The sequence below is a fragment of the Brevibacterium sp. CT2-23B genome, from assembly GCF_013168765.1.
Taxonomy (GTDB): domain Bacteria; phylum Actinomycetota; class Actinomycetes; order Actinomycetales; family Brevibacteriaceae; genus Brevibacterium; species Brevibacterium sediminis.
In genome coordinates, this window is the sequence record NZ_JABBYK010000001.1 from 150730 (window position 1) to 165074 (window position 14345).

The window sequence follows — 14345 nt, forward strand, 5'->3', positions numbered from 1 at the left end:
AAAGATGAGGGGATGACCATCCAGAGTGACCGGGCGCGGGATGCCCTGCTCGACGCCGCCGAAGAGCTGTTCGCGCGTAATGGGATCGATGCGGTATCGAACAGGCGCATCGTCGAACACGCGGGGGCTGCGAATCACTCGGCGATCGCTTACCATTTCGGCGGCCGTGAGGGGCTGCTGCGCGCACTCGTCGTGCGCCACCATGACGAAATGGCTCGGCGCAGGCGTGAGCTGACGGAGCAGCTGGGTGAGACACCGAACATCCACGAGCTCGTCACGACTCGTCTGCGCCCGCTCATCGAGCTGCTCGACAGCCTTCCGAAGCCGAGCTGGCGGGCGCAGTTCATGTCTCAGATCTCGGCTGTCCCCTCCGCCGTCGAGGTGGCCAAAGAGGTGATCGGGGACGCGGACCTGCCCGATGATCTGCGATTCATCAACGGAGCGGTCGACGGGATCCCCGAAGGGGTTCTGCGCGGTCGCGCCTATCTGCTGGGGAGCATGGTCGTCGGCGTCTGCGCCGACCAGGAGGCGAAGATGAATGAAGACGCCAATAAGGGCAACTGGGAGCAGGTCGGCCGCTTCCTCATCGATGCGGCGGCGGGAATGCTCGGTGCACCGGTGACCGACCCGGACGGCGCGGTGCGCTACCCGAGCGTTCCCCTGCTCTGATCAGCAGACAGCTTCGCCCGGACCTCTTGCTATTACTACCTGACGGCGGCCCAGCAACCTCGCGCGAGGTTGCTGGGCCGCCGTCAGGTAGCAATAACAGGTGTTTTGGTCAGTTGCAGCCGTCGGGGCCGCAGACCGCGCCGTCGGCGAAGACCTCGGCCGCGTCCTTGTCCGCTGACTGCGGAGTGCCGCCGAGCACCGTGAGCTTCTGCCCTTCGTCCCAGGCCGTCTCGAGTGCCTGAGAGAAGACCTCCGCCGGTTGGGCTCCGGAGATCCCGTACTTGCGGTCGATGACGAAGAACGGGACTCCATTGGCGCCGAGCGCGCGGGCCTCACTGATATCGGCCCGCACCTCGTCCGAGAACTCATCGGTTGCGAGGATCCGGCGGACCTCGTCGGGATCGAGGCCGATCTCACGTCCCACCTCGGCGAGGTAGTCGACGTCACCGATGTCGCGACCCTTCTCGAAGTGGCCCGAGAGCAGCATCTCCTTGGCCTCGGACATGAGTCCGTGGGTCTTGGCGAAGTGGAGGAAGCGGTGGGCGGTGAAGCTGTTGGCCACGACGATCGAGTCGAAGTCGTAGTTCAGGCCGACTCCGGCAGCCTGCTCTGTGGCATGGTCGAACATGTGCCGCACCTGAGCGGCGGGCATGCCCTTCATCTGACTGAGGTATTCGGTCTCGGTGCCGTCGAAGTGATCGGGCAGGCTCGGATCGAGCTGGAAACTGCGCCATTGGACGTCGACGTCGTCCCTGTGAGCGAAGCCGTCGAGGGCATCCTCGAAGCGACGTTTTCCGATATAGCACCAGGGGCAGGCGATGTCCGACCAGATCTCAATCTTCATATCTTTGCCAACCGTGTCCATCTCATGGTTATTCCGCAGGTCCGGCTCAGAACAGAGCCTGCTGCGATGGGGCGGTGAGCTGCTGCGTCGGAGCCGCTGGCACGCCCACCGTCTGCCGGTTTCGGCTCGACTCTGGGCGACCGCGCATCCGCGAGGTCGCAGGGTAGTCGTCATCGCTGCGTCCGCGCAGGTCATATCGGTCGATAAGGGGGTTGATGCGCTCACCGAGCCACCGCCGATACTCCTTCGATGCGTAGGATGAGCCGGCGTACATCCTGCGATAGCGGGGGAGCAGCTCGGGGCGGTTGTGTTCGAGCCATTCGAAGAACCATTCGCGGGCGCCGGGGCGCAGGTGCAGCGCCCCGTAGACGACTCGCGCGGCTCCGGCGTCCTTGATCGCCCGTAGAGCGGATTCGAGGTGGTCACGGGAGTCGGTGAGCTTCGGCATGATCGGCATCATGAAAACGGTGACATCGAACCCGAGTTCTGCGGCCGCGCGCACGGTGGCCAGCCTGGCCTTCGCCGTCGGCGTGCCGGGTTCGAGGCTCTGCTGCAGAGCGTCGTCGTGAACGGCGATCGACATGCTGATCTCAACAGGAGCGTCTTCGGCGACGCGGGCCAGCAGAGGCAGATCCCGTCGCAGCAGCGTGCCCTTGGTCAGAACCGACATCGGAGTCGACTGTTCGGCCAGTGCGCTGATGATGCCCGGCATGAGGGAGTAGCGGCCTTCGGCGCGCTGATAGGGGTCGGTGTTCGTGCCGAGTGCGACATGGTCTCGCTTCCATGTCGGACGCGCCACCTCGGCGGCGAGGACATCGGCGATATTGATCTTGACGACGACCTGGCGATCGAAGTCGGTCCCGGAATCGAGATCGAGGTAACGGTGAGTGTTCCTGGCGAAGCAGTACACGCAGGCGTGTGAGCAGCCGCGGTAGGGGTTGACGGTCCAGGAGAAGGGCATCGAGCTGGACTGGGGAACCCTGTTCAGCGCCGACTTCGCCAGCACCTCGTGGAAGGTGATTCCTGAGAATTCCGGCGTCTGCACCGACCGGACCAGTCCCTTCGTCCCGAAGAGGACAGGTGTGCTGGGGTCGGTGCTGGCGCTCGCTTCGTTCCACCGCATGACATCATTCGAACACGAGTTCGAATGTGAGTCAAGGGTGGGGCGTGACACTTAGGCGAGGTCAGGAAACGCGCAGTCCCTTGAACTCGCTGCGGTGGAAGACCAGGGCCTCGGGTCCGTCGTCATTGCGAGTGCCGAGGATCTCGAGCAGGGCCACGGTGTGGTCGCCGGCCGCGACCTCATCGTAGAGCCGGGTCCAGAGGAACGCTGAGCTGCCGGGGATCGTCAGTGCGCCTCCGGCAGTGACCTCAGGGCTGACGCCGGTGAATCGTCGACTGCGATCCTTCGCCGCCAACTGCCTGGCCAGGTGCTCCTGGTCAGTGCCCAGCAGTGAGATCCCCAGCTCGGGAGCTCGACGCAGGGTGGGCCAGGTGGTCGATGTGTTCTGGACGGCGACGCTGACCAAGGGTGGGTCGAGGGAGACGCCGACGGTGAGGGTGGAGGCGACGAGACCCAGGGGCGCCGCATCGATTTCGGCGCCGATGAACGCTACTCCCTGGGGGAAATGGGAGAAGGCCTCGCGGAGAGCCTCGGGTGTTGCGGGGGTCACCGGGGCCGGTGACTGTGCGGTGCGGTCTGCCAAGAGTGTCATTCCTTCACCTCTGCGTTCGTGTGGTCGTCGGTGTCTCAGATGCCAGCTGATGCGATGACGCTCGCTGTTCCGTTGAGCAATCCAAGAGTATGGGTTCGTCTGTCGGGGTCGTTGAGGTCGATCATTGCAAAGCGGAGGCGCCGGTGTCGTGGCCGAGGTCATATGAAGACGACTTATGACCGCATATGACGCTGAGAGTCGGGGCGTGACGGAAGCGTGCGGTCGGTGACGGGGTTCGGGCATAGATTGCTCAGCGAATCATGCGCTCGTCAGGCAGCGAGCCGCCCGAACCCCGCCGCAGAGGAGAGCCCTATGACGCAGACGCCGGCCACCGCACCGAGCACCCAGGACCCGCCGCAGCGGCTCCTGTCCGGAAAGAAGCGGGTGCTGGCCTCGGCCTTCGCCGGGACGACGATCGAGTGGTACGACTTCTACCTCTACGGCACCGCCGCGGCCCTGATCTTCAACGTCCAGTTCTTCCCCTCCGACAGTGAGCTCGGCAGCCGACTCGCGTCCTTCGCTACTCTCGCCGTCGGATTCTTCGCTCGGCCCTTGGGCGGAATCGTCGCCGGCCACCTCGGCGACCGTGTCGGTCGCAAGGCTCTGCTCGTCGTCTCCCTTCTGTCCATGGGGACGGCGTCGACGCTCATCGGCCTGGTCCCGAACTTCGACGCCATCGGCTGGTGGGCCGCTGTCTCCCTCGTCGTTCTGCGTATCGTCCAAGGCTTGTCGGCAGGTGCCGAATGGGGCGGATCGGCTCTGCTGTCCGTCGAACATGCACCCGCCCGCAAACGCGGTCTCTTCGGATCCTTCACCCAGATCGGATCTGCGGCGGGAATGCTGTTGGCCACCAGCTCCTTCTTCCTCGTCCAGAACCTGATGAGTGATGAAGCGTTCGAGGCCTTCGGCTGGCGCATCCCCTTCCTCGCCTCCGCGCTGCTCGTGGCACTGGGACTGTGGATCCGCCTCGGCGTCTCCGATGCGCCCGAGTTCCAGGAGCTCAAGGATTCCGGAAAGGTCGCCAAAGCACCGCTGCGGGAGGTGCTGACCGCTCATCCGCGGGTCCTGCTCGTCACCATCGGACTGCGCCTGGCACAGAACAGCGTCTTCTACCTCATCACCGTCTACATGCTCAGCTACCTGGCGGAGAATCGCGGCGATTCGACCTCGGGAGTCACAGCCGTCATGATCGCCTCGGCGGTCGGACTGGTGACCGGACCGGCTTGGGGGTGGGCCTCGGACCGGATCGGTCGCAAGCCCGTGACGATCTTCGGACTCATCGGCATCGCAGTATTCGGCTGGTTCTTCTTCGCCTTCCTCGACGCAGGTCCGCTGGGACTGCTGCCCCTGGTCGTCATCCTCGGCATGAATCTCGCCCACGATGCCGTCTATGGTCCCCAGGCGGCCTGGTTCGCCGAACAGTTCCCCATCGAAGTCCGCTACTCGGGTGTGAACATGGGCTACCAGCTGGGCACCGTCATCGGCGGCGGAATCATGCCGATGGTCGCGGCCCTGCTCTACGTCGCCGGCGGCCACTCGCCGTGGCTCATCTGCGGCTACCTCACCCTGCTGTGCGTCCTCTCGCTCATCGCCGCCATCGGCGCCAAAGATCCTGCCCGAGCGCTCGCGCGCACCGCGGCCTGAACGCACCCGCCGATACGTCGGCCCGCACCCATCGCACCACCATGATTAGGAGACTCTTATGACGAAACCGATTCTGCTCAACGCCTTCGACATGATGACCCCGGTCCACCAGTCACCCGGACTATGGCGCCACCCGGAATCGAGAGTCGACGAATTCACCCAACTGTCCTTCTGGACGGACCTGGCCAAGACCCTCGAGGACGGCGGATTCTCCTCCCTCTTCCTCGCCGACATCCTCGGCGTCTATGACGTGTACGGCGGCAACGCGGATGTCACGAACCGTGGGGGAGTGCAGTTCCCACTGCTCGACCCCCTCGTCGCCGTCCCCGCCATGGCCGCAGCCACGACGACGCTGGGATTCGGCGTGACCGCCTCGGTGACCTATGAGAAGCCCTACCTGCTCGCCCGCACCCTGACCACCCTCGATCACTTCACGAACGGACGTGTGGCCTGGAACATCGTCACCAGCTATGTCGACTCCGCTGCCCGCAACCTCGGGCTCAAGGGCCAGATCCCGCACGATGAGCGCTACGACCGGGCCGATGAGTTCATGGAGGTCATGTACAAGCTGTTCGAGGGCTCGATCACTCCGGACGCACTCAAAGCCGATGCCGACGCCAACGTCTTCGTCGACCCGAACGAGGTCCACGACATCGGCCACGACGGCAAGTTCTTCACCGTCCCCGGTCAGGCGCTCGCCGTCCCCGGACCGCAGGGCACCCCGCTGCTCTTCCAGGCCGGCGCATCCAAACGCGGCCAGGAATTCGCGCTCGACCACGCCGAGGCGATCTTCTTCTCCGGACCGACCCCGGAGATCCTGCGCAGCTGGGTCGACAAGGTCCGTGACGGACTCGAAGAGCGCGGACGCGCCCGTGACGCGGTGAAGATCTTCGCTCTGGCCACCGTCATCGTCGACGACACTGACGAAGCCGCCGAGGCTCGCCTGGCCGACTATCGCCGCTACGTCGACACCGAATCCGCGCTGTCCCTGTTCGGCGGATGGACCGGAGTCGACCTCTCGGGAGCTGACCCCGAAGACACCCTCGAATACGTCTCGACCGAAGCCAACCAATCCGCGCTCGCCTCCTTCACCACCATGGCCGGAGACAAACCCTGGACGATTCGGGACCTCGCGGAGTTCGTCGCCCTCGGCGGACGCGGACCGGTCATCACTGGATCGCCGGAGACCATCGTCGACGAGTTCGAACGGTGGATGACCGAAGCCGATATCGACGGATTCAACATCGCCGCGGCCGTGCGCCCGGCCGATGCCGAACGCTTCACGAAGTACGTCTCGCCCGAACTGCGCCGCCGCGGACTCCTGCCCGAACCGACCGCAGGTGCCACGGTGCGCGAGCAGCTCACCGGGGCCGGCCCCCGCCTGGCCGAGGACCACACGGGTGCCCGGTTCCGCCTCGGCGAGGGTGCCCGCGTCTGATCACACGGGGTCCGACGAATCGTGGAACGGCCGTGGGGCATAATGGTCTGCGGCCGTTTTCCGATCCGTGAACCGAACTGAGACCGCGAATGAGTGCATCGACTCCGCTGACCACCACTGATGATTCGGGCGATCGCGGATACCGGCGCAGAGCTCTCGCCGCCGCGGCTGTCGGCTACGGACTCGACGGCTTCGACCTCCTCATTCTCAGCTTCGCCCTATCGGGCATCATCGCCTCATTCGGGCTCAGCGACATCGCAGCCGGGTCCCTGTCGACGATCACTCTGCTCGGTGCCGTGGTCGGCGGAATCGTCTTCGGTGCCCTCGCTGACCGTCACGGCCGGGTACGGGTGCTCACCTGGACGGTCCTCATCTTCGCGGTGTTCACCGGACTGTCGGCGCTGGCACAGGGGTATTGGGATCTCGCGGCCTACCGGTTCATCGCCGGAATCGGAATCGGCGGTGAGTTCGGCATCGGCATGGCCCTGGCCGCCGAGGCGGTGCGTGCCGACCAGCGAGCGCGGGCCACATCATGGGTGGGAGTGGGTTTCCAGCTCGGCGTATTCGCCGCAGCCGTCGTCTCGGCTCCCGTCATCGCCCTGTGGGGTTGGCGGGCACTGTTCGTCATCGGACTCGTTCCCGCTGTCTTCGCTTTCGTCATCCGTCGCGGAGTCGAGGAGCCGGAGACCTTCGTCCGGGCCCGGGAACACGAGGAGACGGAGGCCGAAGTCGCCCGTGGGAACCTCGATACGGACGGAGTGCCGACCTCCTTCGGTGCGAAGATCGCCGCGCTGTTCAAGGATCGGGACACGGTGAAGATCACCCTGGCCCTGACGATTCTCACCAGCGTGCAGAACTTCGGCTACTTCGGCATCATCACCTGGCTGCCGAACTACCTGTCCGAGCAGATGGATCTGGGAGTCACCAAGGGTTCGCTGTGGACAGCGGTGACGGTCATGGGAATGCTCGCCGGGATCCTCATCTTCGGCCAGGTCGCCGACCGCCTCGGTCGACGTCCTGCCTTCTGGATCTTCCAGGCCGGAGCCATCGTCACCATCCTCGCCTACAGCCAGCTCACCGATCCGAGTGCTCTGCTGGCCGGCGGATTCTTCATGGGCGCCTTCGCCAACGGAATGCTGGGAGGCCATGGGGCGCTGCTTGCCGAGCTCTATCCCACGGCGATCAGGGCGACGGCGCAGAACGTCATCTTCAACATCGGCCGTGCCATCGGGGGGCTGGCACCGGTCGTCATCGCCCTTCTTGCGGGGCATCTCGGCTTCGGCTTCGCTCTGGCGCTGCTGCCGATCATCTACCTCATCCAATTCCTCGCTATGTTCCTCATTCCGGAGCGCCGCGGCCACCGCCTCGACTGAGCTGTGAGTCCGGTTGCAGCGTTTCCGGGTGCGCTGTGCCTGCACCGGCGTTCGTGACGAACTGTGACGGCAGGTGACAGCGCGCGGCCGCCGCGACACCATACTTGTCGACTGTGACTTCGACAGATCCCGCCGCGAACGCGGCACAGACACCCTCCGCGGCCGCTCAGAACAGGCAGGCCGGAACGCAGACTCCGCGCATCGTCTCCTCGGCGGCCGATATCCATTCGATCCTCGCTGAATTCGGCTCTCAGGGGACGAAGACGACGGCGGTGATCATCCTCGCGCTCGGCGGGATCTTCATGGACGCCTACGACTTCTCGTCCCTGGCCTTCGGCATCACCGCCATCCAGGAGCAGTTCGGCCTCAACGGCTTCATGACCGGACTCGTCAACGCCTCGATCATGGTCGGTGCCGTCATCGGCGCTCTCTTCGGCGGATACCTCGTCGACCGGTTCGGGCGGTACCGACTCTTCATGGCCGATATGGTCTTCTTCGTCGTCGCAGCCATCGGCTGCGCCGTGGCACCGAACGAATGGGTCCTCATCGCCTTCCGCTTCGTCATGGGCATCGGCGTCGGTCTCGACCTGCCGGTGGCGATGGCCTTCCTCGCCGAATTCTCCAAGCTCAAAGGCAAGGGGAACCGCTCGCAGCGGGTCAACGCCTGGTCGCCGGCCTGGTACTTCGCCACCGGTATGGGCTACGTCATCGTGCTCATCATCTTCATCACCCTGCCCTACGACCAACATGCCATTCTGTGGCGCATCGTCGTCGGCTTCGGTGCCGTGCCCGCCCTCATCGTCCTCCTCGTTCGTCGCCGCTACCTTGCCGAATCACCCGAATGGCTGGCCAACCAGGGCGATCTGCGCGGCGCCGTCGAAGTCATGCGCAGCCATCACAACCTCAATGTCGAACTCGCTCCCGAGGGGGAACGCGAGACCGCGAACGCCTCGGACAGTTCGGCCAAGGGCGGACGGTGGGCCGGGTTCGCCGAACTCTTCTCCCCGCGCTACCGGGTCCGTACGATCGTCGCTCTCTGCGTCTCCGTGTTCTCGACGTTCGGCTACAACGCCGTCGCCTACGGCACCCCGCTCATCATCACCACGCTCTTCCACCAGACTCCGCTGATCACGATCATCGCCTCACTGGTCATCAATCTGGGCTTCGGCACGCTCGGGGGACTCCTGGGCATGAGCATCGTCAACCGCTTCGGGACCCGGAGGATCACCCTGTTCGGATTCGTGATCCAAGCCCTGGCGCTGGGAACGCTGGCGATCGTGGGCATCCCGAACGGGGCTCTCGTCCTCGTCGCGGTAGCCATGCTCGCTGCGTTCGTCTTCGCTCAAGCCGGGGGACCGGGAGCGAACCTCATGAACTATGCGACCCTGTCGTATCCGACCCGTCTGCGCGGAATCGGCATCGGTTTCAACCAGTCGGTCCTGCGTGCCTTCTCGATCGTCTCACTCATCATGTTCCCGATCCTTGCGGCCTCGCTGGGCACCGGTGTGTTCTGGATCGTCGCCTGCGCACCGTTGGCGGGTGCGATCGCCGTCGGCATCGTCGCCTGGGATCCGACGGCCAAGGACGTCGAGCACGAAGACTGAGGCCCGCGACCGGCGGTGACTGCCCAGAGCAGTGCACTTCAGATGGGACGTGCCCGAGCGGCCATGACCAGCGGGAACGGTCACATTGAGAATGAATGGTATGCCATCGAGTGAAATGCTCGTTCGGCCGTTCCCCGGCCGCGTCCCCGAGTGACCCGGATGCGGTTGCGAGTCGCATATGTAAGGCTGCAGCGAAATCGCCCGGCCTGACTCATTGCCAGTGGGGTGTGAGCTGGGTTACTCTGAATCGGTCAGATGAACGGTGTCACAGAGCTGTGTTTACTTTTTTGGTATCCCAGTTTGGACGCTGACCGGATCCAAGGAGTGGACTGCATGAGGAAGACCGAATCGGCGGAGGCACCAGTGCCCACACGCCTGGGGCCCAGCCCCGAACAGTTGGCGGCTCATCGCATCAGTCCGCGCTTCTACAACGCCGATCTCGCCCCATCCCGCAAGGAGGGGCGCAGTTGGACGGCCTACAGCGTCTTCACCCTGTGGGCCAACGATGTGCACTCTCTGGGCAACTACGGCTTCGCACTTGGACTCTTCGCACTCGGCCTCGGGGCCTGGCAGATCCTCGTCGCCCTCCTCGTCGGTGCAGCCCTGCTGTTCTTCCTGCTCACCCTCTCCGGTTTCATGGGCTACAAGACAGGCGTGCCCTATCCCGTGATGAGCCGGATCTCCTTCGGCATCCACGGGGCCCAGCTGGCCGCCTCGGTGCGGGGCATCGTCGCCATCGCCTGGTTCGGCATCCAGACCTACCTGGCCTCGAGCGTCCTCAACGTCATGCTGCTGACGATGTTCCCCGGACTGCAGTCATGGGCCGATGCCGAATTCCTCGGACTCTCCGGGCTCGGCTGGTTCTCCTTCACCCTGCTGTGGGTCATCCAAGTCATCATCGTCAGCTACGGGATGGAGATGATCCGCCGCTACGAAGCCATCGCCGGACCGATCATCCTCGTGACCTTCCTCGCCCTGGCCGTCTGGATGCTCATCCGCGTCGACTTCTCCATCGCGTGGTCGACCGACGAGGCGCTCAGCGGCTGGGAGATGTGGGCGCACATCTTCGGCGGAGGCGCATTGTGGGTGTCCATCTACGGCACCTTCGTGCTCAACTTCTCCGACTTCACGAGGGCCGCGAAGAAGCGCGGCTCGATCGTCGTCGGCAACTTCTGGGGCATCCCGGTGAACATGCTCGTCTTCGGGCTCGTCGTCATCTCGCTGGCCGGCGCACAGTACAAGATCGACGGCACCGTCATCACCTCACCGGCCGATATCGTCCAGTCGATCGGCAGCCCGGTCCTGCTCGTGCTGGCGTCCCTGTCGCTGCTCCTGCTCACCGTCGCAGTCAACCTCATGGCGAACTTCGTCGCCCCGACCTATGCGCTGACGAACCTGTTCCCGCGCCACCTGAACTTCCGCAGCGCCGCCATCATCTCAGCCGTCATCGGCTTCGTCATCCTGCCCTGGAATCTGTATGACTCACCGGTGGTCATCGTCTACTTCCTCGGCGGACTCGGTGCCCTGCTCGGACCTCTGTTCGGTGTGATCATGGTCGACTACTGGGTGGTGCGCAGAACGAAGGTCAATGTGCCTCAGCTCTACACCGAAGCCGGCGACGGTGAGTACTTCTACCACCGCGGAGTCAACTGGCGAGCCATCGGAGCCTTCATCCCCGCCTCGGCGATCTCACTGGTCTTCGCACTCGTCCCCGCGTTCTCCGGCATCTCCGAGTTCTCCTGGTTCTCCGGGGCCGCGATCGCCGCGCTCATCTACTTCGTCATCGCCCGCCGCGACTTCACCTTCCGTGAGGTCGACGGTGAGGAGATCGCCGTCCCGACCCATCACTGATCGGAGCCGAATCGTGAGAATCCTCGTCGTCAACGTCAATACGACCGAGTCCATGACCGAGGGCATCGCCCGCGTGGCACGGCAGGCCGCCTCGGCGGGAACCGAGATCATCGGTCTGACCCCCGAATTCGGAGCCGAATCCTGCGAAGGCAACGTCGAAAGCCATCTCGCGGCGCTCGGCGTCATGGACGCCGTCCTGAAATATCCCGGCGAATTCGACGCCGTGATCCAGGCCGGGTACGGAGAGCACGGCCGCGAGGGCCTGCAGGAGCTGTTGGATGTGCCCGTCGTCGACATCACCGAGGCGGGGGCCGCCCTGGCGATGTTCCTCGGCCGCCGCTATTCCGTCGTCACCACGCTCGACCGGACCCTCCCGCTCATCGAGGACAGACTGCTGTTGGCCGGTCTCGACTCCCACTGCGTGTCCGTGCGGGCATCGGGAATGGCCGTGCTCGAGCTCGAGGAGAATCCGCAGGCTGCGATCGAAGCGATCACCGATCAGGCCGCCGAGGCGGTCGACCTTGACCGTGCCGAGGTCATCGTGCTCGGCTGCGGTGGGATGGCCGAGCTCGGGGCGACGATCACGGAGCGCTGTGCCGTGCCCGTCGTCGACGGGGTCGCTGCCGCCGTGCGCGTGGCCGAATCTCTCGTCGGTCTGGGGCTGAGCACGTCGAAGGTGCGCACCTATGCGCCTGCCCGTGAGAAGAAGCTCAGCGGCTGGCCGCTCGGTCAGTCGACGTCGGCCGGATCCGCTGCGGCAGGCTCTGCATCCTCTGCGGCAGGCACCGCGACGGACTCGGCCGCAGCAGGTTCGGCGGGATCGGCGGCGGCAGGATCGGCCTGAGCTTTTTCGGGCCCGGTCTCGGCCAACCGCTTCGAATGCTTGTCGTGCTGCTCCTGACTCGTTCCCAGATGACGACCGGCCAGCGACCCGGCCAACGTCTGATCCCGGCGGGCGATGGCGTCGAAGAGCTCGGCATGCTCGGTGGCGACGACGGCAAGGTCATCATGCTGACTCAGCTGCCACCGCATCCGTGAATCCAGCAGGGCACCGATCTCGCCGAGGAGCTCATTGCCCGAGAGCTCGGTGACGATGGCGTGGAATTCCGCGGCACAGCGATGAGCACCGGCGACGTCCCCGGCATCGGCGAGCTCTCGGCCCTTGAGCATCGTGGCCTCCAGTCGAGCCAGGCCCTCGCGGGTATGGCGCTGAGCGGCGAGTTCGAACGAGAGGACGTCGAAGACTGTGCGCACCTCGTTGAGGTCGGCGATATCGCTGGGGGAGAACTCCCTGACCGTCGACCAGGTGTTGGGCCGGTTCGTCACCAGCCCTTCCGAGGCGAGTTTCTTCAGCGCCTCGCGGATGGGCACCCGTGAGACGCCGAGCTCGGTGGCGAGGTTGCGTTCGACGAGCCGTGAACCCGGTCGGCGGTGGCCTTCGATGATTTCATTGCGCAGCGCCTCGGTGACCCGCATGGTCTCCGACTGGGGACTCTCGGCAGACTTCATCCGGTCCCTCACCTCACTGTGAGCGCTTCATGGCACGGCCCAGAGTATCGAGCCCGACCGAGCCGAGACCCAGCGCCCGGGTGTGGAAGTCCTTGAGATCGAAATCGGCACCCGCCGCAGCCTTCGCCTCGTCACGGTACTGCTCCCACAGTCGCTGACCAATCTTGTAGCTCGGTGCCTGCCCGGGCCAGCCGAGGTAGCGGTCGAGCTCGAAGGCCAGGAACGACCGGTCCATGGCCACATTGTCGGTGAGGAACTGCCACGCCTTCTCCCGGTTCCAGATCCCACCGCCGAGGCTCTCAGGTGCCTCGAGGCCGAGATGGAATCCGATGTCGAGGACGACACGGGCGGCACGCAGCCGCTGCGAATCGAGCATGCCGAGATAGTCGCCGGGATCGTCGAGGAACCCGAGATCGGCCATGAGCTTCTCCGCGTACAGAGCCCACCCCTCACCGTGGCCGGACACCCAGCACATGAGGCGGCGCCAGCGGTTGAGGGTGTCGGAGACGTAGGTGGCCTGACCGACTTGCAGATGGTGGCCGGGCACACCCTCGTGGTAGACGGTGGTCTTCTCCTGCCAGGTGGCGAAGTCCGTGACGCCTTCGGGCACCGACCACCACATGCGGCCGGGTCGGGAGAAATCGTCGGTCGGGCCGGTGTAGTAGATGCCGCCGGTGGCCGAAGGCGCGATCATGCACTCGATCGTGCGCACGGGTTCGGGAATGTCGAAATGGGACTTGCCGAGTTCGCGGATCGCCTCATCGGCCACACCCTGCATCCAGTCCCGCAGCGCCTCGGTGCCGTGCAGGGTCCGCTGCGGGTCGTTGTTGAGAGCGTCCATGACCTCGAACAGGTCGGCGCCGGGCATGATCTTCTCTGCCACTTCTCGCTGTTCGGCGTCGATGCGCTCGAGTTCTTCGAGGCCCCATGCATAGGTTTCATCGAAGTCCACTTCGGCGCCGAGGAAGTCGCGGGAATACAGCGCGTATGCTTCGCGACCGCACGCTTCGTCGTCACCGGCGGCGGGCAGCACCTGTTCGCCGAGGAATTCGGCCAGGTCCGAGGCGGACTTGCGGGCCGCCTCGGCGTGGGAGTCGAGATCCGAACGCAGAGCGTCGGGAACATCGGCACCGGCGACGAGACGATCGAAGTTGCTGCCGGGCTCGGCCAGGGCGCGGGCCTGTTCGATGACCTTCTCGACCTGGATACGGGCGGCGACGCGACCGTTGTCACGCGCCATTGCCAGGGACTCCTGGTATCCGGCCAGCGAGCCGGGCACGGCAGCCAGGGTGGTCGAAATCGTCTCCCAATCGGCCACGGTATCCGTGGGCATGAGGTCGAAGGCGTCGCGGACCTGCTGCAGCGGCGATTCGATGACATTGAGGCTGGCGTGCTTGATCCCGGCGGCGAAGTAGTCCCGGTCGACGCCGAGGCGATCACGCATCGCATCGATGGTCACGAGGTCGACATCGTCGAGGTCGGAAGAGTCCGCGACATCATCGAGGCGAGCCAGCGTCCGCACGGTGACGTCATTGAGCGCGGAGAGTCCGGCCGGCGAGAAGTCGTCGAAGCCCTGTGCACCGTCGAGACCGAGGTAGAGGGCGAGCGAGGGGGAGAGGGCGAGCATGTCATCGACGTAGTCTTCAGCGACCGCATCGACGGCGGAAGGGGTTCTCTTCACAGTCATGATGACCACCC

Annotated in this window: 12 protein-coding genes; 7 read left to right on the plus strand and 5 right to left on the minus strand. The window is 65.1% G+C overall.

Features of this window, described 5'->3' with window-relative positions; all coding sequences use genetic code 11:
• Nucleotides 1-12: 12 nt before the first annotated feature.
• Nucleotides 13-669, plus strand: a complete 657-nt coding sequence (locus HIM68_RS00680; protein WP_139907443.1) for a TetR/AcrR family transcriptional regulator — start codon at nt 13-15, stop codon at nt 667-669.
• Between the two features lie 109 nt (nt 670-778).
• Here the strand turns inward: HIM68_RS00680 and HIM68_RS00685 are convergent, their stop codons facing one another.
• The 3 genes from HIM68_RS00685 to HIM68_RS00695 all read right to left on the minus strand — a co-directional run bounded on the left by HIM68_RS00685 (nt 779) and on the right by HIM68_RS00695 (nt 3228).
• Nucleotides 779-1513: a DsbA family oxidoreductase gene (locus HIM68_RS00685; RefSeq protein ID WP_172168804.1), complete on the minus strand. Its 735-nt coding sequence runs from the start codon at nt 1511-1513 to the stop codon at nt 779-781.
• A gap of 46 nt (nt 1514-1559) precedes the next feature.
• A complete protein-coding gene (locus tag HIM68_RS00690; protein WP_139907445.1) occupies nt 1560-2636 on the minus strand; it encodes an Rv2578c family radical SAM protein in 1077 nt (358 codons plus the stop codon).
• 61 nt (nt 2637-2697) lie between these two features.
• Complete coding sequence (locus HIM68_RS00695) at nt 2698-3228, minus strand: flavin reductase family protein (RefSeq protein WP_172168807.1); 531 nt, start codon at nt 3226-3228, stop codon at nt 2698-2700.
• Nucleotides 3229-3540: 312 nt separating this feature from the next.
• Here HIM68_RS00695 and HIM68_RS00700 point away from each other — a divergent pair, with 312 nt between their 5' ends.
• The 6 genes from HIM68_RS00700 to HIM68_RS00725 all read left to right on the plus strand — a co-directional run bounded on the left by HIM68_RS00700 (nt 3541) and on the right by HIM68_RS00725 (nt 11982).
• The gene (locus HIM68_RS00700) at nt 3541-4872 is read left to right on the plus strand and encodes an MFS transporter (protein ID WP_172168810.1); all 1332 of its coding nucleotides are present in this window, start codon (nt 3541-3543) and stop codon (nt 4870-4872) included.
• 58 nt (nt 4873-4930) lie between these two features.
• Entirely contained in the window at nt 4931-6310 is a 1380-nt protein-coding gene (locus HIM68_RS00705) for an LLM class flavin-dependent oxidoreductase (RefSeq protein ID WP_139469566.1), read from the plus strand.
• 89 nt (nt 6311-6399) lie between these two features.
• Complete coding sequence (locus tag HIM68_RS00710; protein ID WP_172168813.1) at nt 6400-7683, plus strand: MFS transporter; 1284 nt, start codon at nt 6400-6402, stop codon at nt 7681-7683.
• Nucleotides 7684-7796: 113 nt separating this feature from the next.
• Nucleotides 7797-9287, plus strand: a complete 1491-nt coding sequence (locus HIM68_RS00715) for an MFS transporter (RefSeq protein WP_139469564.1) — start codon at nt 7797-7799, stop codon at nt 9285-9287.
• A 333-nt stretch (nt 9288-9620) separates the two neighbouring features.
• Entirely contained in the window at nt 9621-11138 is a 1518-nt protein-coding gene (locus tag HIM68_RS00720) for an NCS1 family nucleobase:cation symporter-1 (protein WP_172168819.1), read from the plus strand.
• A 13-nt stretch (nt 11139-11151) separates the two neighbouring features.
• Nucleotides 11152-11982, plus strand: coding sequence for an aspartate/glutamate racemase family protein (locus HIM68_RS00725; protein ID WP_172168822.1), 831 nt, complete (start codon nt 11152-11154; stop codon nt 11980-11982).
• Here the strand turns inward: HIM68_RS00725 and HIM68_RS00730 are convergent.
• Entirely contained in the window at nt 11868-12647 is a 780-nt protein-coding gene (locus tag HIM68_RS00730) for a GntR family transcriptional regulator (protein WP_172168825.1), read from the minus strand. The two genes, HIM68_RS00725 and HIM68_RS00730, sit on opposite strands and share 115 nt — an antisense overlap.
• A 13-nt stretch (nt 12648-12660) precedes the next feature.
• The gene (locus HIM68_RS00735) at nt 12661-14334 is read right to left on the minus strand and encodes a DUF885 domain-containing protein (protein WP_172168829.1); all 1674 of its coding nucleotides are present in this window, start codon (nt 14332-14334) and stop codon (nt 12661-12663) included.
• Between the last annotated feature and the right edge of the window lie 11 nt (nt 14335-14345).